Annotated in this window: 20 protein-coding genes; 8 read left to right on the forward strand and 12 right to left on the reverse strand. The window is 62.6% G+C overall.

Features of this window, described 5'->3' with window-relative positions; translation table 11 throughout:
- Positions 1 to 88: 88 nt before the first annotated feature.
- The gene (locus AC1D05_RS03395; RefSeq protein WP_477438192.1) at positions 89 to 1,282 is read left to right on the forward strand and encodes an acyltransferase family protein; all 1,194 of its coding nucleotides are present in this window, start codon (positions 89 to 91) and stop codon (positions 1,280 to 1,282) included.
- A gap of 5 nt (positions 1,283 to 1,287) precedes the next feature.
- Here the strand turns inward: AC1D05_RS03395 and AC1D05_RS03400 are convergent, their stop codons facing one another.
- On the reverse strand, positions 1,288 to 2,595 hold the full coding sequence (locus AC1D05_RS03400; RefSeq protein ID WP_477438194.1) for an MFS transporter: 1,308 nt from the start codon (positions 2,593 to 2,595) through the stop codon (positions 1,288 to 1,290).
- 120 nt (positions 2,596 to 2,715) lie between these two features.
- Here AC1D05_RS03400 and AC1D05_RS03405 point away from each other — a divergent pair, with 120 nt between their 5' ends.
- On the forward strand, positions 2,716 to 3,636 hold the full coding sequence (locus AC1D05_RS03405) for a LysR substrate-binding domain-containing protein (protein ID WP_477438196.1): 921 nt from the start codon (positions 2,716 to 2,718) through the stop codon (positions 3,634 to 3,636).
- 13 nt (positions 3,637 to 3,649) lie between these two features.
- On the opposite strand, the gene der is transcribed toward AC1D05_RS03405, so the two are convergent.
- Both der and AC1D05_RS03415 read right to left on the reverse strand, forming a co-directional pair.
- The gene (der, locus tag AC1D05_RS03410; RefSeq protein WP_477438198.1) at positions 3,650 to 5,089 is read right to left on the reverse strand and encodes a ribosome biogenesis GTPase Der; all 1,440 of its coding nucleotides are present in this window, start codon (positions 5,087 to 5,089) and stop codon (positions 3,650 to 3,652) included.
- A 63-nt stretch (positions 5,090 to 5,152) separates the two neighbouring features.
- Positions 5,153 to 5,818, reverse strand: a complete 666-nt coding sequence (locus tag AC1D05_RS03415; RefSeq protein WP_172231564.1) for a tetratricopeptide repeat protein — start codon at positions 5,816 to 5,818, stop codon at positions 5,153 to 5,155.
- 240 nt (positions 5,819 to 6,058) lie between these two features.
- On the opposite strand from AC1D05_RS03415, the gene AC1D05_RS03420 reads away from it, so the two are divergent.
- Complete coding sequence (locus AC1D05_RS03420) at positions 6,059 to 7,066, forward strand: polysaccharide deacetylase family protein (RefSeq protein ID WP_477438200.1); 1,008 nt, start codon at positions 6,059 to 6,061, stop codon at positions 7,064 to 7,066.
- A gap of 35 nt (positions 7,067 to 7,101) precedes the next feature.
- On the opposite strand, the gene sbmA is transcribed toward AC1D05_RS03420, so the two are convergent.
- The 3 genes from sbmA to AC1D05_RS03435 all read right to left on the reverse strand — a co-directional run bounded on the left by sbmA (position 7,102) and on the right by AC1D05_RS03435 (position 9,987).
- Positions 7,102 to 8,361 carry a peptide antibiotic transporter SbmA gene (gene sbmA / locus AC1D05_RS03425; protein ID WP_477438202.1) on the reverse strand — a complete coding sequence of 420 codons (1,260 nt, stop codon included), beginning with the start codon at positions 8,359 to 8,361 and terminating at the stop codon, positions 7,102 to 7,104.
- A gap of 114 nt (positions 8,362 to 8,475) precedes the next feature.
- Entirely contained in the window at positions 8,476 to 9,633 is a 1,158-nt protein-coding gene (locus tag AC1D05_RS03430) for a YbfB/YjiJ family MFS transporter (RefSeq protein ID WP_477438204.1), read from the reverse strand.
- Between the two features lie 129 nt (positions 9,634 to 9,762).
- A complete protein-coding gene (locus AC1D05_RS03435; RefSeq protein ID WP_477438206.1) occupies positions 9,763 to 9,987 on the reverse strand; it encodes a hypothetical protein in 225 nt (74 codons plus the stop codon).
- 96 nt (positions 9,988 to 10,083) lie between these two features.
- On the opposite strand from AC1D05_RS03435, the gene AC1D05_RS03440 reads away from it, so the two are divergent.
- The 3 genes from AC1D05_RS03440 (at position 10,084) to AC1D05_RS03450 (ending at position 12,717) form a co-directional block, all read left to right on the forward strand.
- Positions 10,084 to 10,998 (forward strand): LysR substrate-binding domain-containing protein, encoded by a 915-nt coding sequence (locus AC1D05_RS03440; protein WP_477438208.1) that lies wholly within the window; start codon positions 10,084 to 10,086, stop codon positions 10,996 to 10,998.
- An 82-nt stretch (positions 10,999 to 11,080) separates the two neighbouring features.
- Entirely contained in the window at positions 11,081 to 12,337 is a 1,257-nt protein-coding gene (locus AC1D05_RS03445; protein ID WP_477438210.1) for an aminopeptidase, read from the forward strand.
- Between the two features lie 23 nt (positions 12,338 to 12,360).
- Positions 12,361 to 12,717, forward strand: a complete 357-nt coding sequence (locus AC1D05_RS03450) for a DUF488 domain-containing protein (protein WP_477438212.1) — start codon at positions 12,361 to 12,363, stop codon at positions 12,715 to 12,717.
- 100 nt (positions 12,718 to 12,817) lie between these two features.
- Here the strand turns inward: AC1D05_RS03450 and AC1D05_RS03455 are convergent, their stop codons facing one another.
- Entirely contained in the window at positions 12,818 to 13,165 is a 348-nt protein-coding gene (locus AC1D05_RS03455) for an ArsC family reductase (RefSeq protein WP_477438214.1), read from the reverse strand.
- 166 nt (positions 13,166 to 13,331) lie between these two features.
- On the opposite strand from AC1D05_RS03455, the gene AC1D05_RS03460 reads away from it, so the two are divergent.
- Both AC1D05_RS03460 and AC1D05_RS03465 read left to right on the forward strand, forming a co-directional pair.
- Complete coding sequence (locus AC1D05_RS03460; protein WP_477438216.1) at positions 13,332 to 13,688, forward strand: ArsR/SmtB family transcription factor; 357 nt, start codon at positions 13,332 to 13,334, stop codon at positions 13,686 to 13,688.
- Positions 13,685 to 14,164: an SRPBCC family protein gene (locus tag AC1D05_RS03465; protein ID WP_477438218.1), complete on the forward strand. Its 480-nt coding sequence runs from the start codon at positions 13,685 to 13,687 to the stop codon at positions 14,162 to 14,164. The genes AC1D05_RS03460 and AC1D05_RS03465 overlap by 4 nt, the downstream gene beginning before the upstream one ends.
- Positions 14,165 to 14,259: 95 nt before the next feature.
- Here AC1D05_RS03465 and AC1D05_RS03470 read toward each other — a convergent pair whose 3' ends face one another.
- The 5 genes from AC1D05_RS03470 to AC1D05_RS03490 form a co-directional block, all read right to left on the reverse strand.
- Complete coding sequence (locus AC1D05_RS03470) at positions 14,260 to 14,613, reverse strand: SnoaL-like domain-containing protein (protein ID WP_477438220.1); 354 nt, start codon at positions 14,611 to 14,613, stop codon at positions 14,260 to 14,262.
- A 129-nt stretch (positions 14,614 to 14,742) separates the two neighbouring features.
- The gene (locus AC1D05_RS03475) at positions 14,743 to 15,381 is read right to left on the reverse strand and encodes a 2'-5' RNA ligase family protein (protein WP_477438222.1); all 639 of its coding nucleotides are present in this window, start codon (positions 15,379 to 15,381) and stop codon (positions 14,743 to 14,745) included.
- Positions 15,382 to 15,508: 127 nt separating this feature from the next.
- A complete protein-coding gene (locus AC1D05_RS03480; RefSeq protein ID WP_477438224.1) occupies positions 15,509 to 16,594 on the reverse strand; it encodes an ABC transporter ATP-binding protein in 1,086 nt (361 codons plus the stop codon).
- Positions 16,584 to 17,192: a cupin domain-containing protein gene (locus AC1D05_RS03485; protein WP_477438226.1), complete on the reverse strand. Its 609-nt coding sequence runs from the start codon at positions 17,190 to 17,192 to the stop codon at positions 16,584 to 16,586. Before AC1D05_RS03485 ends, AC1D05_RS03480 begins: the two co-directional genes overlap by 11 nt.
- Positions 17,193 to 17,452: 260 nt before the next feature.
- On the reverse strand, positions 17,453 to 18,520 hold the full coding sequence (locus tag AC1D05_RS03490; protein WP_477438228.1) for an ABC transporter substrate-binding protein: 1,068 nt from the start codon (positions 18,518 to 18,520) through the stop codon (positions 17,453 to 17,455).
- Between the last annotated feature and the right edge of the window lies 1 nt (position 18,521).

Below are 18,521 nucleotides of genomic sequence, written 5' to 3' on the forward strand. Positions count from 1 at the left end.
AGGACTTAACCGGATATCCATATTCCAACCGTCACAATGGAGCTGTTCGAAACAGCGGCCGCGCAAGCCGAGCGACGAGGCAACGGTCGTGGACACTACAACCGCAAACGGCGTGAACTCGATAGAGCCACCCGGACGCCTCCAGCTTCATAATTTGACGGCCTTGCGGGCTTTTGCGGCCCTATCGATATTCATCCATCATCTACAGATGTTTGGAATCGATGCGTCGCAATACATCCGGAACATGCATCTGGAATGCGCCGTCTCGTTCTTCTTTGTCCTGTCGGGGTTCGTGTTATCATACAGTTTCGCAGGGCGTTTCCTTGACTGGCGCGATGTAAGACACTTTGTCTGCCAGAGATTTTTCAGGCTCTGGCCTGTCCACATGCTGTGTTCCTTTTTTGCCGTGGTGACGCTTCATGAACCGGCAGGCCTTCTCACCGCATATCTAACGACAACGCTCCAGAGCGCATGGATTCCGACCTACGGCACGGCCTACGCCTACAATGGCGTCTCATGGTCGATATCGGTCGAGTTATTCTTCTACCTTCTCCTGCCGTTCATTCTGATCCTGAGGCCAAACCAGGTCATGCTGGTGATTTGCGGCTGGACCCTTGCCGTCCTCGGCCTGCTTGCGTTCACGGCGGTGTTGCCCGGTCCTGTATTTCCGACTTCTTCCGAACGACCGTGGCTGGATTTCTACGTTACGGACGCATCGTTCGTTCAACTTTTTCCACCTCTGCGCATGGTGGAATTCCTGTCGGGGATAGCCGTCTATCAATTGTTCAGACTTCGGCGCATTCCCGTCGGCTGGCTGGCGTCCACTCAGATTGCGGCGATCGCCAGCCTGGTGCTTTATGCCGGGGTGCATGACGAGATCACGCAATTCTTCGCCAATCACGCATCGGTCATGGCGTCTGCAGCTTATCGCGAATATGGAATGTATCCGGTATTCGCTGCCATGGTCTATGTCTTTGCGCACCAATCCGGCGTTGCGACGCGCGTTCTATCTTGCCGCCCGTTGATTTTCTGCGGCGAGATCAGTTTCGCATTCTACATGATTCATCAAATCGTCATTTTCAACCTGGCCTACAATTACGAGATCGATAAGCACTACGGTCCAACAGCAGCCACAACTTTGGCAGCGATATTGAGCCTTGGCCTTTCGGTCATCCTCCATCGAACGGCGGAAAAACCCGCCATCGCCTGGGCCAAACGGCGGTTCCCGATGTCCAGGCACGCGCCTTCATCCCAGCATATGCCGCTGGCTGCCTTGGTTTGACTGTCTCAAGCTGATCGAGGTGCGGCCGGCCGCAGAAAGATCGGCCACGCGATCAGCGCGCAGATGGCGGCCGACAGCCAGACGCCGGACCAGGACCAGAGGTGCAGCAGCCCTGGAATGGCCACCGGCACCAGGAAGAAGCCGACGAAGACGAAGGTGTTGGCGAGACTGAGCGCGGTTCCGACATGGCCGGCGCCGGCAAGCGTGGCAAGCTCGGTATAGGCGACGCCATGCCAGGCGGAAACCGAGATGCCCGCGGCAATCAGCACCAAGGGAAGGACAGCGATCAGGAAGGACTGGCCGCCCGGCACCGTGGGGCTGGCCATGACCATCAGCCAGAGCACAGCGAAGGCCAGCCCGCTAAGCGCGCTGCATGAGCGCAGAAACTGGCGGCGGTTGCCGTGGCGGTCGGTAAAGCGGCCGCTCCAGACGCGCATGACCATGGCGCCGACCTGAACCGCGGCGAGGCTGGCGCTGATCGCTGCTGTCCCCAGCCCGGCGAAGTCGTGAAGGAACACCGACGCGAAGGTGAGCACCGCCACCTGCGGAAAGCAGAGCAGGCCGATGGCGGTCGCAATGCGCCAGACCTCGATGTTGCGCAGCGGCGCCGGTCCGGCCGCTGCCGACGAAACGACGTGACCTGCAGCTGGCGGCTCATGCAGCCAGCGCCAGGCAAACAGCGCGGATAGAGCGGAGGCGCCGGCCAAAAGCCCGAACACCGCGGAAAAGCCAAAAGCGAGCGCAAGCGACGGCAGGACAAGCGCGCCGAGGCCGCCGCCAAGCGGCACCGCCGTCTGCCTTATGCTCATGGCAAAGCCGCGCTCGTTTTCCCGGAACCAGCCCATGATGGCGCGACCGCTCGAGCCGTTGACGCTGCCGCCGAGCAGTCCCGTAACGAGCAGGCTTGCCGACAGCAGCATGACATCGGGGATGCCTGACCTTGTCGGCACGACGAGTATGGCCATCGCAAGGAGCCAGGCGGCCGTCGCGCCAAGCCCGATCAGAAGCACGCGGCGATCGCCCCAGCGATCGGTGAGCAGACCCCAGGGCAGCTCGCTGAGCGCAACGCCCAAGCCGAGAAGGCCGAGCGCCAGGCCAAGCTCGGCATTGCTTAAGTGATAGCCCTGACGAAGCACCACCGCCGTTGCCGGTATGCCGGAGAACGTGGCCGAGAAGCTGGCGTTCGCGGCGACACCGATGCCCAGGACTTTCCACCGATGGCCGGGACTGAATACCCTCTCGGCGGGACCGGCAGCCCTGTCTTTCAGGACTTGTGTTGACTGTTGGTCGGCGCAGTCGACTATGGCGGACATGGTTTCATTCCCGTGGTGGTCCAGTGGCCCAGACCTTGACGGCATCTCTCTATCGCCATAAATCCATCCTTAAAATCAGGAAGTTTTTGACTATCGATCCTGAAAAACAGGACAGTCTCTATGCAACGCGTGACATTCGACCTCGACGTTCTGCGCAGTTTCGTCACCGGCATGGAGCTTGGCAGCTTTGCCAAGGCCGCCGACCGGCTTGGCCGGTCGACCTCGGCGGTCAGCGCGCAATTGAAGAAACTGGAGGAACAAGCAGCGACGCCGATCTTTCGCAAGGCGGGCCGTGGCCTCGCCTTGACGGAGGCGGGTGAGACCATGCTCGGCTATGCACGCCGGCTGCTCGAGCTGAATGACGAGGCGGCGGCGGCCATCCATGATGTCGAGCTGGAAGGCTGGGTGCGGCTCGGCCTGCAGGAGGATTTCGGCGAGGCTGTATTGCCCGATGTTCTCGGCCGCTTCGCCCGCGCCCACCCGAAGGTCAAGATCGAGGCCAGGATAGCGCGCAGCCACGACCTTGCCGAAAGGGTAATGTCAGGCAGCCTCGACATCGCGCTCGCCTGGCATAGCGGCCAGACGCTGCCCTACAGCGAGCATGTCGCCGATGTTCCGATGCGCTGGATCGGCCCGGCCAAGCGCATCGAGACCAGCCTGCGCGACGGCGAACCGCTGCCGCTGGTGGCGCTCGAAGCGCCCTGTCTGTTGCGCACGGTGGCGACCGAAACGCTCGACCGCGCCGGGCTGCCCTGGCGCATGGCCTTTTCCAGCCCGAGCCTCGGCGGCATCTGGGCGGCAGTGGCTGCTGGGCTCGGGTTGACGATCCGCACCGACATAGGCCTGCCGGCCAGTGTCAGCGCGATGACGCCGGAGATTGCCGGGCTGCCGGCGCTGCCCAGTATGGCGCTCTTTCTGCATCGCCGGGATGCCGAACCCGAGCCGGTGGCGGCCCGCCTTGCCGACATCTTGCTGGAGGCGGCGCGGCAGGCCTTGCCGGACAATGCGCGGGCCAATGCCGGCTTGCGTGCCGTGGCCTGATCGGATGAGCGCCTCAGCCGCGTTTCTTGGCCCGGCCGGCGAATGGGTTGTCCGAAGTGCGCAGCGCGATGCGGATCGGCACGCCCGGAATGTCGAAGGCTTCGCGCAGGCTGTTCGAGAGATAGCGAACATAGGATTGCGGCATCGCGTCCGGCCGCGAGCACTGGACAACAAAACCCGGCGGGCGTGTCTTGGCCTGGGTGACATATTTGACCTTCAGCCGGCGCCCGGCAACGGCGGGCGGCGGATGATGCGCCAGTATGGCTTCGAGCCAGCGGTTGAGCTTCCCGGTCGAGACGCGGCTGTTCCAGACCTTGTGGGTCCTCAGAACCGCATCCATCAGCTTGTCGAGGCCGCGTCCGGTCTCGGCCGAGACCGGCACCGCCTGGATGCCGCGCACCTGCGGCAACAGCCGCTCGGTCTTCTCGCGCAGCTCCGCCAGCAGTTCCTGCGGATGATCGATCAGGTCCCATTTGTTGAAGGCGATCACTGGCGCCCTGCCCTCGCGGATGATCAGGTCGGCGATCTGCAAATCCTGCTTCTCGAACGGGATGGTGGCGTCGAGCACTATGACGACGATCTCGGCGAAACGGATGGCGCGCAAGCCATCCTGCACCGACATCACTTCCAGCTTCTCGTGGATCCTCGCCTTGCGGCGCATGCCGGCCGTGTCGAACAGCTTCAGCCGGCGGCCATGCCAGTCCCAGTCGACCGAGATCGAGTCGCGGGTGATGCCGGCTTCCGGTCCCGTCAGCAGCCGCTCCTCGCCGATCAGCGCGTTGATCAGCGTTGACTTCCCTGCATTCGGGCGGCCGACGACGGCGATGCGCATCGGCTTGGTGTCGTCGTAGGTATGCACATCCTCGGCGTCGGGGTCGGCAATGTCCTCGCCGATCAGCACCTCGGTGGTGGCGATCTCGTCGTCTTCACCCTCTTCCTCTTCACCGAAGGCGCGCGCCTCGCCGAGCGCGCCAATGACCGCATCGCGCAGATCGGGCATGCCCTGGCCATGTTCGGCCGAAACCGGGATCGGCTCGCCCAACCCGAGTTCCCAGGCCTCCAGCATGCCGCCCTGCGCGCCCTTGGCCTCGGCCTTGTTGGCGACCAGCACGACCGGCTTGCCGGATTTGCGCACGATTTCGGCGAAGGTCCTGTCGTCGGGCAGCAGGCCGGACTTGGCATCGATGGTGAAGAAGATCAGGTCGGCTTCGCGGATGGCGATCTCGGTCTGCGCGCGCATGCGGCCGGGCAAGGTCGAGGCACCGGCATCCTCGAAACCGGCGGTGTCGATGACATCGAAATGCAGGTCGTAGAGCTTGGCGGCATGGACGCGACGGTCGCGGGTGACACCCGGCGTGTCGTCGACAAGCGCCAGCTTCCTTCCCACCAGCCGATTGAAAAGGGTCGATTTGCCGACGTTAGGTCTGCCGATGATGGCGACTTTGAAGGTCATACAGTCCTACAATCATGCATGTCGTTGTCCCAAAACCGCTGCACACTTTTGGGCGACATGCATTTACGAGGCATTGCCCGAGCCGCGGATCAGCTCGGACATCAGCGTTGCCCGCTCGCGGGTGTTGCGGGGGGCGCCGTCATCGGCGGCGATCTGGTCGAACAGTTTCAGCGCATCCTGGGTCTTGCCTTCCTTCCAGGCGGCAAGGCCGAGCGCCTCGCGCGCCGTGTGGCGAAGCGTGTTGGTGTCCGACGTCAGCGCCTCGACGCGGCTGGAGACGTCGGCGAAAGAGCCGTGATCGACGAGCAGGAGGGCTGCCCGGAGCCGTGCCATGTCGCGAATGCCTTGGGGAATGGCGGTGTCGGCGGCGACGTCGTCGAAATCCTTGACGGCCGCGTCGGTGTCGCCCTTGCTCGCCTTGACGGTGGCGGCACGCATGCGGGCAAGCAGCGGATAGGCGCCGTAGCCATCCTTTTCCAACTGATCGAGCGCAGCCAGCGCATCGTCGTTCTTGCCGTCGTTGGCAAGCTTCAAGGCCTGCGAGAAAGCATCGCCAGAGCGGTTGGCGCGCGTCTCGTCCCAATAGCGGTAGCCGACGAAGGCGGCGGTGCCGAGCACCACGAGGATCGCAATGACAAGCAAGGCCGGGCCGAAACGGTCCCACAGCTTCTGCGCCTGCTCGCGACGCATCTCGTCGTTGACTTCACGGATAAAACTGTCGTCGGACATCAATCAAAACCACTTTTGCCCCGGGCCGGGGCGGTTCATGAGCCCGCGTTTTAGCGAAATTTTGTCGGCATGGAAGGGGTTCAAGCGGAAAATCGCCCAATCCCCAGGTGCAAACGGATGTTTGCCCCGGGGTCAAGCCGATGTTTGCCCCGGGGCAAACGGACGAAAGGGCCAACCGCACCCACGCCACATTTCGGGGATAGCCGGCTTGCTGACCGTCAGGAGCCTGTAAGTTTGCCGATGCCTTGTTTGTCTCGCGTTGCTGCGTTCTCGCTCGCCTCGCTGGCCACCGCCGGCGTGGCCCTGGCCGATCCGCCCGCGCCACCGATGCCGGCAAAGCCGAAACAGGTGGTCATCATCTCCTTCGACAGTGCGCGCGACATCTCGCAGTGGAAGCGCAGCCGTGCGCTGGCGCAGCGCACGGGCGCGCATTTCACCTATTTTCTGTCCTGCGTCTTCCTGCTGTCGCCGGAGACACGCACGGAATACACGGCGCCCGGCAAAACGGCGGGCAAATCGAACATCGGCTTTGCCGCCTCCAAACAGGAAGTGGCCGAGCGGCTGGAGCAGGTCGGTCTTGCCGCGCATGAGGGCCACGACATCGCCAGCCACGGCTGCGGCCATTTCGACGGCAAGGACTGGAGCAAGGCCGACTGGCTGAAGGAGTTCGCCTCCTTCGATCACATTTTTGAAAACGCCTACGCGATCAACGGCATTACGCCCGAGCCGCAGGGCTGGCGCGATTTCGCGCGGCATGCGGTGGTCGGGTTTCGCGCGCCCTATCTGTCGACAAGCAAAGCGCTCTATGAGGCGCTGCCGGCCGCGGGCTACCAGTTCGACGCCAGCGGTGTCTCGCAGGGCCCTGCCCAGCCGCCGACCGTCGGCAGCATCACCCGCTTTTCGCTGCCGCAGATCCCGGAAGGACCGAAATCCAGGCCGGTGATCGCCATGGATTACAATCTCTATGTCCGCCACTCCGGCGGCTTCGAACGCCCGAGCAAGGCGGGCGAGTTCGCCGACCGGACCTATCAGGCGTTTCGCGCCGCCTTCGACGCGCAGTATCAGGGCAAGCGCATCCCGCTGGAACTCGGCTTCCACTTCACGCTGATGAATGACGGCGCCTACTGGAACGCGCTGGAGCGCTTTGCCGGCGAGGTCTGCGTCAAGGCCGACGTCGAGTGCATCAGTTTTCGCGATTATGTTTCGCGGCAGGAAGCTGGCAGCAAACAGGCTACGGTTGGCGGCTGAGCCGCCAACCCGGTTCAATTTCCAAACTCAGCTTTTTAGGCCGGATCTTCGGCACCCTGCCTTGCCAGATAACGCTGATCGATATCGGGCAGCGGCTCGCCGAGCAGCGTCGCCTCGAAGGCGCGCAGGCGCTTATGGACCGACTGGAGTTCGACAATGGTCGACCAGGAGGTGAGCAGGAACTGCAGCGAACCCGTCACCTTGCCGAAGGCATTCGAGATCTGGTTCAGCGCGCCGAACGTTATCTTGTGCGCGACTAGCGATGGGCCAAGGATCAGCAGCGAGAAAATGTTGTCGGCCTGCAGGTAGGTGTACCGGACGACGTTGAAATAGATGTAGTGGAAATAGAGCCTGAAATAGTTGTGGCGGACATTGGCAAACAGCTCGGCCGTGGTGGCAGGTTGTGCGCGGTCCGCATGATCTTCGCCGTAAACCAGTTCCTTGCGGTAAGCGGCTTCGACGCGCTGGTTACGGAACTGCAGCCCCGGAAGTTTCAGGCCGGCAACCATGACCGAGATGGTTCCGAACAGGCACCAGGCAAGCGCTGCAATCACCAGAGGCTGCGGGACTGCGCCGATGATCGGCAGTTCGCTGATATGGGCCTGCAACTGGATCATGACCGGCAGGAAGGCGATCAGGGTCATGATCGACTGGACGAAGCTGGAGCCTAGATCCTCCATGATCTGCGAGAACCGCATCGTATCTTCCTGGATACGCTGCGAAGCGCCCTCGATATGCCGCAACCTGCCCCAGTTCTCGATGAAATAATTGTTCATCGCCGTGCGCCAACGGAAGATCCAGTGGCTGACGATGAAGGCATTGACCACCTGCACATTCATGCCAACCAGCGCGAGCCATGAGAAGTCAGCCAGTCCGGTGTAGAATTCGCCATTGGTCGATTTTCCGGTCCCCGACATCAGGCCTTGCACGTAGTCAAAGAACGGGCCGTACCAGGCGTTGACGGCAACGCTGACCTGCACATTGAAATAGATGAAAAACAGGATGACGGCCGTCATCAGGATCGACCAGCGCTGCCATGGGTGTGGAGAATACCAGCTCCAGAACGCGTAGAAGACGAGCACGCAAAACGCGAAATACAGATAAAACCAGAGGAACGGCTTCGATACGAGGATGGCGATGCCGATGATGGGCGGCGCGTCGGCAGCCGCCGGTGGCATCCCGAACACGGCGCCCAGTTGCTCCCCCCCGAAAAACCAAAACAGGATGCCGACAAGGCTCCAGATGGCGGCCGAAGAGAAAAAGAGCTTCGGCTGCGGGAAGAAGGATACGAACACTGTGGCGAATTCCTTGCTCGGTGGGCAAATCAGCTGACTTCGGCGGGCATAAAGTCACACATTAGGGGGAAAGAAAATGCCTGCACGATGCCCGGTGCAGAGCAAGACGACAAATCATGGCGATTTTGGCGCGGCCGACCATGTGATGACGCCGGAGACCACCAGCATGGCCGCCGCGACGATCGAAGCGAGGAAGAAATCGCCTGACATCTGCGCCAAAAGGCCGGCGGCGATCGGACCGATGATCTGGCCAAGGCCGAACGAGGCCGTCATCAACGCAAAGATGCGCCGGGGCGCCTTTGGCGCCTGCTGGCGGGCGGCCTGCAGGCCAAGCGCGGTGATGGCAATGAAGGTGCCGCCAAGCAGCAGACCGCCAAGCAGTGGCCCCGAATATCCGCCAAGCGCCACGCTGGCGGTGACGCCGATGACCTCGATGAAGCACGCCAACGCATAGGCGGCGTAGAGCCCGATCCGCCCGGCGATCTTCTGCCACAGGTACGTCGAAGGAAAACCCGCAAGGCCGGCGACCATCCACACCATGGCCTCGAAAACGCGGCTGCCGCCGCCTTGGCGGACGATGGCGACCAGGAACGTCGCCGTCACCACATAGCCAAAGCCGAACAGCCCGTAGGCGACGATGATCTTCATCAGCGGCCGGTCTTTCGGCAGCGCCGGCTCGCGGACGGCTTCACCATTGGCAAGCGGGCCTTCATTCGCCAGCAGCGCCACGGCCACGAAGCCACAGGCCGAAATTGCCGCCGACCACAACCAGCCCGCCGCCCAGCCGGCATGGTCGGTGACCAGCACCGCCATCATCGCCGCCGAGATGGCGATGCCGAGGCCGACACCGCCAAAATGCCAGGCCTGCAGGTCGCCACGACCGGCAGCATTGATATGGCTGAAAACGATGCTGGCCATGAACACCATGACGAAGGCGCTCGCCAGACCGGCCAGAAAGCGGATGAGGAGAAAGGCGACCATTGTGTCGGTCAGCCCCATCAGCGCGGCCAGGACGGTGCTGAAGCCAAGCCCAGTCAGCATCAGCAGACGCTCGCGGCCATGCGCCCAGCCGCCCGCCGCCACAAACGCGCCGACGAGGTAGCCGAGATAATTGGCAGACGCGATCCAGCCGGCATTGGCCGGCGACAGATGGAGTTCTTCCATCATGCCGGGCAGGATCGGCGTGTAGACGAAGCGGCCGATGCCCATGGCGACGGCCATCGCAATCATGCCGGCGACGGTGAAGCGCAACGCTGTTGAGGCCGATGTCATTGCAGCGCACAATAAATGCAGGGATCGCTGAAACAATCGCCTTTCGTTAGACCAGTGGGCCTACCCAGTGGGCCTACAGCGTGTCGCGCCAGCTCGAGTTTTCCTTAAGCCGGAGGGTGCGGGATCCGCTCAGCAGCGCCCACCGAAACCGGCTTGCCACGAAGTGGTCTCGTGCACCGTCCGGCGCGCCGTCAGCCTGAACGGCACGTCGCCAAGTTCGCGCCCCGACATGGTGTTCAGGACGGGATGCGAAAGCGGATCGGTGAGCCATGTCTGCGTATCGCTGTGCGAGCGCGGCTCATAGGGCGTGCCCCCAGCGAACAGAACCTTGAGCGATGACAGCATCCTTAACATTTCCGGCTCCATGGGTCTCTCTCCCATCAACAAAGTCTGCCGTTTCGGCGCGTCTTTCAATTGAGATTTCAGATGGAACAGTTTAGAAAATCTCAAATGGCCATGCTCAACCGCGTCCACCTCAACGGCCTTCGCGCCGTCGAAACCGTTGCCCGTCTCGGCTCGCTCGCGGCGGCCGCCGGCGAGCTCAACGTTTCCGTCAGTGCCGTCAGCCAGCAGATCAGCCGCACCGAAAAGCAGCTCGGCCAGGCGCTGTTCGAGCGCACGGCAAGCGGTCTCGTGCTGACCGAATTCGGCGCCGTCTTCGCGACCCGCCTCGGCACTGGGTTTCGTGAGCTTGCCCAGGCCGTGGCTTTGGCCGATGAGGCGACGCAATGCACGTTGGTGGTTTCGGTGGCACCGGCCTTCGCCTCGAAATGGCTGCTGCCCAGGCTGTCGCGTCACTTCGACCGCCATCCCAACGTGCTGCTGCGCATCGACGCTACGGTGAGGCTCACCAATCTCGACCGCTCCGACGTTGACATCGCCATCCGGCTTGGCGACGGCAAATGGCCGGAAGGGCGAGCGGAATTGCTCCTGGCGCAGGAAGTCTTTCCAGTCTGCTCGCCTGATATCGCCAGGAAACTGCAATCGATCGAGGACCTTGCCCAGACCTGCGCCATCACCGACGAGCGGGCGATGATCAACTGGGAAAGCTGGTTCACGGCAGCCGGTGTTCCACCCGTCACCTTTCAGAAAGGCGCGCGCTTCACCGATCCGATGCTGTGCCTGGAATCGGCCATTGCCGGCCATGGCGTGATGCTGGGCTGGCAATTGTTGGCGGCGGATGCGCTGGCCGACGGGCGTCTGGTGGCGCCGTTCGGAATCCGCGCCCAGAGCGGGCTCGGCTATTGGCTAGTGACATCGTCAGCCAAGGCGGAGAGCCGCAAGGTCCGGGACTTCAAGGCCTGGATCAAGGAAGAGATCGCGGCGACGATGGCGCAGTTCGGGTCACTCGAAAGCGCGGCCTGAACTGGCCTAGCGCAATCGCGGTGGAAAGGATGCCGGCTGCGGTCTATGTAAGACCAGATCAAACATCACGGCAGGCAGGATCATGACCACACATTCGCGCGGCGTTTCCGCAACGATCGACCCGGTGAAGCTCGACAGGCTGGCGGAAGTCGCCATCAAAGTCGGGCTGCAATTGCAGCCCGGACAGGATCTGGTGCTGACCTCGTCGATCGCGGCCCTGCCGCTGACCAGGCGCATCGTCGAGCACGCCTACAAGGCCGGCGCCGGTCTGGTGACGCCGATCTTCAACGATGACGAGATGACGCTGGCGCGCTACCGCTTCGGGGCGGACGCCGGTTTCGACCACGCCGCCGGCTGGCTCTATGAAGGCATGGCGAAGGCCTTTTCCAACAATGCGGCCAGGCTTGCCGTGCGCGGAGAGGATCCATCGCTGCTCTCGACGCAGGACCCGGCCAAAGTGGCGCGCGCCAACAAAGCCAATTCCATGGCCTACCAGCCGGCGCTGGAAAAGATCACCGGCTTCGATATCAACTGGAACATCGTCGCCTATCCGGACCTCGCCTGGGCCAAGCAGGTTTTCCCCGGCGATGCCGACGATGTCGCGGTGGTGAAGCTCGCCGATGCGATCTTTTCGGCATCGCGGGTCGACGTGGAAGACCCGATCGCAAACTGGACGGCGCACAATGCAGCGCTGCACGGCCGCACCGAATGGCTGAACGGCCACAATTTCCACGCCCTGCATTTCACCGGACCGGGCACCGACCTGACGGTCGGGCTGGCGGATGGCCATGAATGGATGGGCGGCGCCTCGACCGCCAAGAACGGCATCACCTGCAACCCGAACATCCCGACCGAAGAGGTGTTCACCACGCCGCACGCCAGGCGGGTCGAGGGCCATGTCTCCTCGACCAAGCCCCTGTCCTACCAGGGCACGCTGATCGACGACATCTCGGTGCGCTTCGAAGGTGGGCGAATCGTCGAGGCCAAGGCTTCGAAGGGCGAGGACGTGCTGAAGAAAGTGCTCGACACCGATGAGGGCTCGCGCCGTCTCGGCGAAGTGGCGCTGGTGCCGCATTCCTCGCCGATCTCGGCCAGTGGCCTGTTGTTCTTCAACACGCTGTTCGACGAAAACGCCGCCTGTCACATCGCGCTCGGCCAGTGCTATTCGAAATGCTTCGTCAATGGCGCTTCGCTCAGCCAGGACGAGATCGCGGCGCGCGGCGGCAACAAGAGCTTTATCCACATCGACTGGATGATCGGTTCGGACAAGATCGACATTGATGGCGTCCACAAGGACGGCCGCAAGGTGCCGGTGATGCGCAAGGGCGAGTGGGCCTGAGGGTCACCGCCTAGGGAGGTCGAATGGCCTTCGACCTGATGGTCAAGCGGATCTACGAGCCGCCCGCTGCCGATGACGGGCAGCGGGTGCTGGTCGATCGCATCTGGCCGCGCGGCGTCCGCAAGGAGCATGCCGCGCTGGCGCTGTGGCTGAAGGACATCGCGCCGAGCGATGGGCTGCGAAAGTGGTTCGGGCATGAGCCCGCGCGCTGGGCGGGGTTTCAGGCGCGGTACGGGACCGAATTGGATGGGAATGGTGAGGCAGTCGCGCAGCTGCGCGGCTTGCTGAACAAGGGCAAGGTGACGCTGCTCTACGGCGCGCATGATGAGGCGCACAACAATGCCGTGGCATTGGCGAGATATTTGCGCGGGAGGGATTGAAGGGTGCTTGCCTCCAGCAACGCTGGCGATTGGCGAAAGCCGCGGCGACGTCCGATCTCCCCCCTTGCGGGGGAGATCGGCAGCTTCAACGTCTCGCCAGCTACTTCACCGCCTGCTCATAAACATCCGGCTTGAACCCAACCAGAACCCTGTCACCGAGCTCCAACACCGGCCGCTTGACCATCGTCGGTTTGGCCAGCATCAGCGCCTTGGCCCTCTTTTCATCGAGGTCCTGCTTGTCTGCCTCCGCCAGTACGCGAAACGTCGTGCTGCCCTTGTTGAGCAGCTTTTCCCAGCCGACCTTGCCGACCCAGCCATCCAGCCGCTTCGCGTCCAGCCCCTCCGCACGAAAATCGTGAAACCGGTAGGGCACGTCATGGCTCTCCAGCCAGACGCGCGCCTTCTTGACCGTGTCGCAGGTGGTGATGCCGTAGATGGTAATCGTCAAAGCGCGGTTCCCTTGGGCTGACAGCCGAATCCGTCCCACAGCCTAAAACCGCCCTCCTCGCTTTGCCAGCGCCCAAGCCGCAACTCCAGAATTTTCGGGCTTGCCAATACTAAGGAATTATCCTAAGTATTTTCGAACCGCTTTTGACGGCGCCGCAGGATCAATCATGACAAGTCTCCAGACCGCCAATCCGAGCCTCCCGCCCATCGATGGCATCTTCCGCGCGCTTGCCGATCCGACACGACGCCGCGTCGTCGAGCGGCTGAACCGCGGCCCGGCCTCGGTCAGCGAACTGGCGCAGCCTTTCGAGATGGCGCTGCCTTCCTTCATCGAGCATCTCAAGGTGCTGGAGGGCTGCGGGCTGGTGCGCTCGGAAAAGAGCGGCCGCACCAGGACCTATCAACTGGCGCCCGAGCCGCTGCAGCTCGCCGAGAACTGGCTGGCCGAACAGCGCACGCTGTGGGAGCGCCGCCTCGACCAGTTCGACGCCTATGTGATGACCCTCAAGGAGCAGGAAAAATGAGCTATCCCTTCAAGCCGGATCCCAGGCTGGACCTCGTGCTGGAGCGCGTGCTCGACGCGCCGCGCGAACTGCTATGGCGGGCCATGACGACGCCGGAGCATGTCAGGCAATGGTTCACGCCGAAGCCATGGCTGATCACCGATTGCGAGATCGATCTGCGGCCAGGCGGGCTGTTCCGGACACGCATGCAGTCGCCCGACGGCAAGGAGGTCAGCGATCGCCATTGCTGCTATCTCGACATCGTGCCGAACGAGCGGCTGGTGTGGACGGATGCGCTGCTGCCGGGCTACCGGCCGTCGGGCGAGCCCTTTATCACCGCGATCATTTCCCTCCAGCCGGATGGCCTGGGCACGCGCTACACCGCCACCGCCATCCACCGCGACGAGGCGACCCGCAACAACCATGAAGAGATGGGTTTCTTCGATGGCTGGGGCACGGTGGCCGATCAACTTGCGGAGTATGTGAAGACGATTTGAGCGTCACACGGCGGTCAGGGGATTTCCCACGGGCCGCCGTGCTGGCTTTTCGACCGAAGAGAGCAGAACTCCGAGAAGGGGCGGATTTCCCGGACTCAGTAGTAAAAACGCTCTTCGGTGATCTTGCCGTTCTTGACCGTGTACAGGCCAACCTCATCCATGGTGACGCGCTCGCCGGTGGCCTTGGGCGTGATGTCGAAGGTGAAGCGCACCGCGAATTGGTCGCCGTTGACATAGGGTCCCTCGACCGAGCCGCCATGGACTTCGTGGTTCTCTTGCCACCATTGGCTTTTCTGCCTGAGTGCCTCCTTGCCGTGGCTGACGGCCATCGGCCCCTCCATGGCTTCGAAGCTGGCGATGTCGTCGGCATTGTACTTTTCGGCGGCACCGTTGTGGTCTCCCTGCTTAAGGAGCTCGGTGAAATCCTTGGCAATGTCCGCGATGGTCATTTGTGTTTCCTCCTGTTCAGACGCACTCGAAATAGGGAAGCGCTGGCCGGCCCGCCACCTTTGCCTGCACGACAGCTGACAAGCCGTGTCAGGACGATAGATATAGCGCGGCTGTGTGACGACGATTTCTCACATACCGGCCAGGGAATCGTCCTGGCCGGTCAATTGCCAACGCCCACGCTCCTTGTAAACACCCTTGCCGGTGAGACTGTGGATCAGCACAAAATCCCGGACCAACCAGCTGACTGGATCAATCGATCGTTCTCGGATTTTGGGAACACGCGCTTCATCGCGAAGCAGCGTGACATGCGGTTCGATGGACTTTGTGAGAAAGGATTTTAACGGGCTGTCTGAAATCAGAGCAGTGAGGTTGCGCCAGAATTCTTGCAGCGCCGGATTGCTGCCACTGCCACCCCGTAGAACAAGCGAACCACCGCCAAAAGCCGACAAGCGATCGAAGAAAACCTGGAAAGGTTTTGCAACGATCATCGAGCCTATACGACAGGCGGTTTCGACCAACTCCTGCGGCAACCCGTCATGGTCGCCGAGACCGACGAGCGAGATATGGATGTGGTCTTCCGGAACAAACCAGCCCTGCAGGCGTAGCTCCCGATCCAGGGCGACAGCCCTCCGCGCGAGAGCGCCGGCGACGGTACTCTCGGCAAGGATGCCGAAGAATATCCGGTCGTCGAAATGTCGATCGAACTCTTCCCATTGGAAAAAGGTCTGGCCGTTCTTGGCGGTCCCGAATGCAGGTTGCCCACCCATAACTGAACTCGTTCGGCAAATTGTATCCGGCCTAGGCGTTTAGAACAAAAAGGGAACAAATCAAGCGAAAATGGAACGAACGCCGGAGCTTCGCAGTTGCGCGACGACCTTGCGAAGATAGATGGCGCTAGCTTGGCAGCATAGGGCAGTTGGCGCCACGGCGCAGGCTGATATGCGCCACGTCGCCGACGCTGAATTGAAAACCCTCGGCCTGGCGCGGCGCATCGATGACAACAGGTGCGCCTTTCTCGAGTTCGGCATGCAAGCGCAGCGTGCGGCCGTGAAAGACAATGCTGTTGACGCGCGCCGGCGCGGTACCGGGCGTGGCCTCGGTCGCCGCCAGCAAGTCCTCTGGACGCACGCCGATGGTACGCATCTCGCCTTCGCCAGGTGACGGGCCGGTTTCAGAAACGGCCTCCAGCGGCAATGTACCGGCGGTGAAACGCAGGCGATCGCCATCGCGGCCGATAAAACGCGATTGCAGGAGATTCATGGTGCCGATGAAGCTCGCAACGAACTTCGTGGCGGGCCGGTCATAGAGCGTCGCCGGCGGCGCGATCTGCTCGATGCGGCCCTTGTTCATGACGACAATGCGGTCGGAGATCGACAGCGCTTCGGTCTGGTCGTGGGTGACCATGACGAAGGTGGTGCCGAGCCGCGACTGCAGCCGCTTCAATTCGACCTGCATCTGTTCGCGCAGATGCGCGTCGAGCGCCGACAGCGGTTCGTCGAGCAGCAGCACGCGCGGCTCGCAGACGATGGCGCGGGCGAGCGCGACGCGCTGGCGCTGGCCGCCCGACAGTTCCAAGACGCGGGCGCCAAGCTTGTCGGCGAGACCGACCATGTCGAGGGCTTCGCCGACGCGCTTTGCCTGCTCGGCACTGGTGAGTTTTCGCAGCGACAGGCCGAAGCCGACATTTTCGGCAACGTTCATGTGCGGAAACAGCGCGTAGTCCTGGAACACGGTGTTGACCGGCCGGTCGAAGGGCCGAAGGGCGGTGATGTCGCGACCGTCGAGCAAAACCCTGCCGCTCGACGGGCTTTCGAAGCCGGCGATGACGCGCAGGCTGGTGGTCTTGCCGCAGCCCGACGGCCCGAGCAGCGTGATGAACTCGCCGCTGATAATGTCGAGATCGACAGCGTCGAGCCCAACGATGCCGCCGGGAAAAATCTTCGAGACCGCCTGCAGCCGGACAAGTGGATCACGCGCCATCGCGAACCTCGGAGGGTCTCGTGGTGTTGACCCAGAGGATCTGGCACTGCTCGGCGCTCGGATTGCGGAAGGCGTGCAAAAGCGTGCTCTTGAAGGCAAAACTGTCGCCGGTCTTCAGCCCGTATTTTGTCGAATCCACCACCAGTTCGACCTCGCCCGAAAGCACGTAACCGAATTCATGGCCGGCATGGGCATAGGCTTCCGCCGTGCCGCCATTGGCTTCCACCGTCACCAGCATGCCGGTCAGCGTCGCGCCCGGCGGTGACAGCAGCGCCTTGGCGATGCCTTCGGATTTTACGGGAATGGCGCGCCGCTTGTCGGCGCGCACGCAATAGAGATCGTTGACGGCATCGTTGCCGTCGGCGATCAGCGCCGACGGCTCGATGTCCAGAGCGGCGGCGAGCGGCCAGATCACCTTGACGCGCAGCGAGGACATGCCGCGCTCGATCTGGCTCAACGCACCGATCGACACGCCGGCTTTTGCGGCCAGTTCGGCCAGCGACAGGCGCCGCTCCAGCCGCAGCGCCCGCACGCGCCGACCGACGCGAACATCGGCATCGTCCTTGGGTTTCTCGGCGGCTTCGTCAAGCATGTCCATTCGTAAGTCCTCGTAGTCTTCCCTTCTCCCCTTGTGGGGTGAGAAGCGGTTCGCGCAGCGAACGAAAAGCCAATTGCTTGGCTTTTCGAGCTTTGAACGCCCTGAGCCTGCGAAGGGCCGGCGTGGTAGTCGATCCACCCTGCCGGGTCCCCGCTGCTTCGCAGCGTCCCGGCGTTCGCCGGCCTTTCATCGTGCCACTGGCACGATGAATTCGCTTACGCGAACCGGCTGCTCACCCCACAAGGGGAGAAGGGGCAGCCTCACCCGCCCGCCTTCACTTTCTCGAACATCTTGGCCACATCGTCATTCTGCTTCATCGGTCCGGTGAAGATGGTGGTTTTCAGCATCACTTCCGGATCGGACGGCAGTTGCAGCTTCTCAAGTTCATCCTTCGCCACGCCGGCAAAGGCGGTCGAGAGCGAGCTGCCATAGCCGTAGGACTGGATCAGGAATTTGCCCGAATCGGCATCCAGCCGGCTGTTGATGAAGTCATAGGCAAGATCGACATTCTTGGCGTCCTTCAGCATGACGAAGCCGCAGGCCCAGGTCAGCATGCCTTCCTTCGGCTTCATGAACTCGACCGGCACGCCCTGCTTCTTCAGCGAGGTGGCCGACGCGTTCCAGGTCATGGCGGCGACCAGCTGGCCGCTGGCCAGCGCCTGCTCGACCGAGGTCATGTCGGTGGTGTAGCTCGACAGCAGCGGGCGTTGTTCGCGCAGCTTTGCCGCGACCTTGTCCATCTGCTCGGGTGTCATGTCGAACGGATTAACCCCGGCGAGCAGCGCGGCAACGATTGGCGTGTCATGCACGGCGTCGATGGTTGCCATGCGGCCGGCATATTGCTTGTCCCACAGCAGGTTCCAGCTCGCCTCGGGGTTCTTCACCAGGTCGGTGCGGTAGAGGATCGAGGTGTTGCCCCAGTCCCACGGCACCATCCAGACCTTGCCGTCGCCGGCCTGCAGATCAGGCAGGTTCTTGAACACCGGGAAGATCGAATCCCAGTTCTTGATGCGCTTGGTGTCGATCGGCTGCAGCAGGCCTTCCTTGTTCCAGCGCGCCACCTTGTCGTAGCAGGGATGGGCGATGTCGGGGCGGAAGCCGGCCTTGACCTTGGTGAAGGCATCGTCGTCGTCACCGAAGATCGAGGCCTCGACGCCATCGGGGTGGGCGGCGAGGAAGCTCTTGTTGAAATCGGGCAGTTCGTAGCCCGACCAGGTGAAGTATTGCAGCTTCTCGGCGGCCAGCGCCACGGTCGACGACAGTGCGAGCGCCAATGCGGCGAGGCCGGCACGGGCCTTGTGTCCGGTTATCGATTTCAGAAATGCCATT

Source organism: Mesorhizobium sp. P2_E9, from assembly GCF_056403815.1.

Excerpts from the sequence above, each read along its gene's own strand:
- AC1D05_RS03400 (WP_477438194.1), bottom strand. The coding sequence starts at position 2,595 with ATGTCCGCCATAGTCGACTGCGCCGACCAACAGTCAACACAAGTCCTG.
- AC1D05_RS03405 (WP_477438196.1), top strand. The coding sequence starts at position 2,716 with ATGCAACGCGTGACATTCGACCTCGACGTTCTGCGCAGTTTCGTCACC.
- der (WP_477438198.1), bottom strand. The coding sequence starts at position 5,089 with ATGACCTTCAAAGTCGCCATCATCGGCAGACCTAACGTCGGCAAATCG.
- AC1D05_RS03415 (WP_172231564.1), bottom strand. The coding sequence starts at position 5,818 with ATGTCCGACGACAGTTTTATCCGTGAAGTCAACGACGAGATGCGTCGC.
- AC1D05_RS03420 (WP_477438200.1), top strand. The coding sequence starts at position 6,059 with ATGCCTTGTTTGTCTCGCGTTGCTGCGTTCTCGCTCGCCTCGCTGGCC.
- AC1D05_RS03430 (WP_477438204.1), bottom strand. The coding sequence starts at position 9,633 with ATGACATCGGCCTCAACAGCGTTGCGCTTCACCGTCGCCGGCATGATT.
- AC1D05_RS03435 (WP_477438206.1), bottom strand. The coding sequence starts at position 9,987 with ATGTTAAGGATGCTGTCATCGCTCAAGGTTCTGTTCGCTGGGGGCACG.
- AC1D05_RS03440 (WP_477438208.1), top strand. The coding sequence starts at position 10,084 with ATGGCCATGCTCAACCGCGTCCACCTCAACGGCCTTCGCGCCGTCGAA.
- AC1D05_RS03445 (WP_477438210.1), top strand. The coding sequence starts at position 11,081 with ATGACCACACATTCGCGCGGCGTTTCCGCAACGATCGACCCGGTGAAG.
- AC1D05_RS03450 (WP_477438212.1), top strand. The coding sequence starts at position 12,361 with ATGGCCTTCGACCTGATGGTCAAGCGGATCTACGAGCCGCCCGCTGCC.
- AC1D05_RS03460 (WP_477438216.1), top strand. The coding sequence starts at position 13,332 with ATGACAAGTCTCCAGACCGCCAATCCGAGCCTCCCGCCCATCGATGGC.
- AC1D05_RS03465 (WP_477438218.1), top strand. The coding sequence starts at position 13,685 with ATGAGCTATCCCTTCAAGCCGGATCCCAGGCTGGACCTCGTGCTGGAG.
- AC1D05_RS03470 (WP_477438220.1), bottom strand. The coding sequence starts at position 14,613 with ATGACCATCGCGGACATTGCCAAGGATTTCACCGAGCTCCTTAAGCAG.
- AC1D05_RS03475 (WP_477438222.1), bottom strand. The coding sequence starts at position 15,381 with ATGGGTGGGCAACCTGCATTCGGGACCGCCAAGAACGGCCAGACCTTT.
- AC1D05_RS03480 (WP_477438224.1), bottom strand. The coding sequence starts at position 16,594 with ATGGCGCGTGATCCACTTGTCCGGCTGCAGGCGGTCTCGAAGATTTTT.
- AC1D05_RS03485 (WP_477438226.1), bottom strand. The coding sequence starts at position 17,192 with ATGGACATGCTTGACGAAGCCGCCGAGAAACCCAAGGACGATGCCGAT.
- AC1D05_RS03490 (WP_477438228.1), bottom strand. The coding sequence starts at position 18,520 with ATGGCATTTCTGAAATCGATAACCGGACACAAGGCCCGTGCCGGCCTC.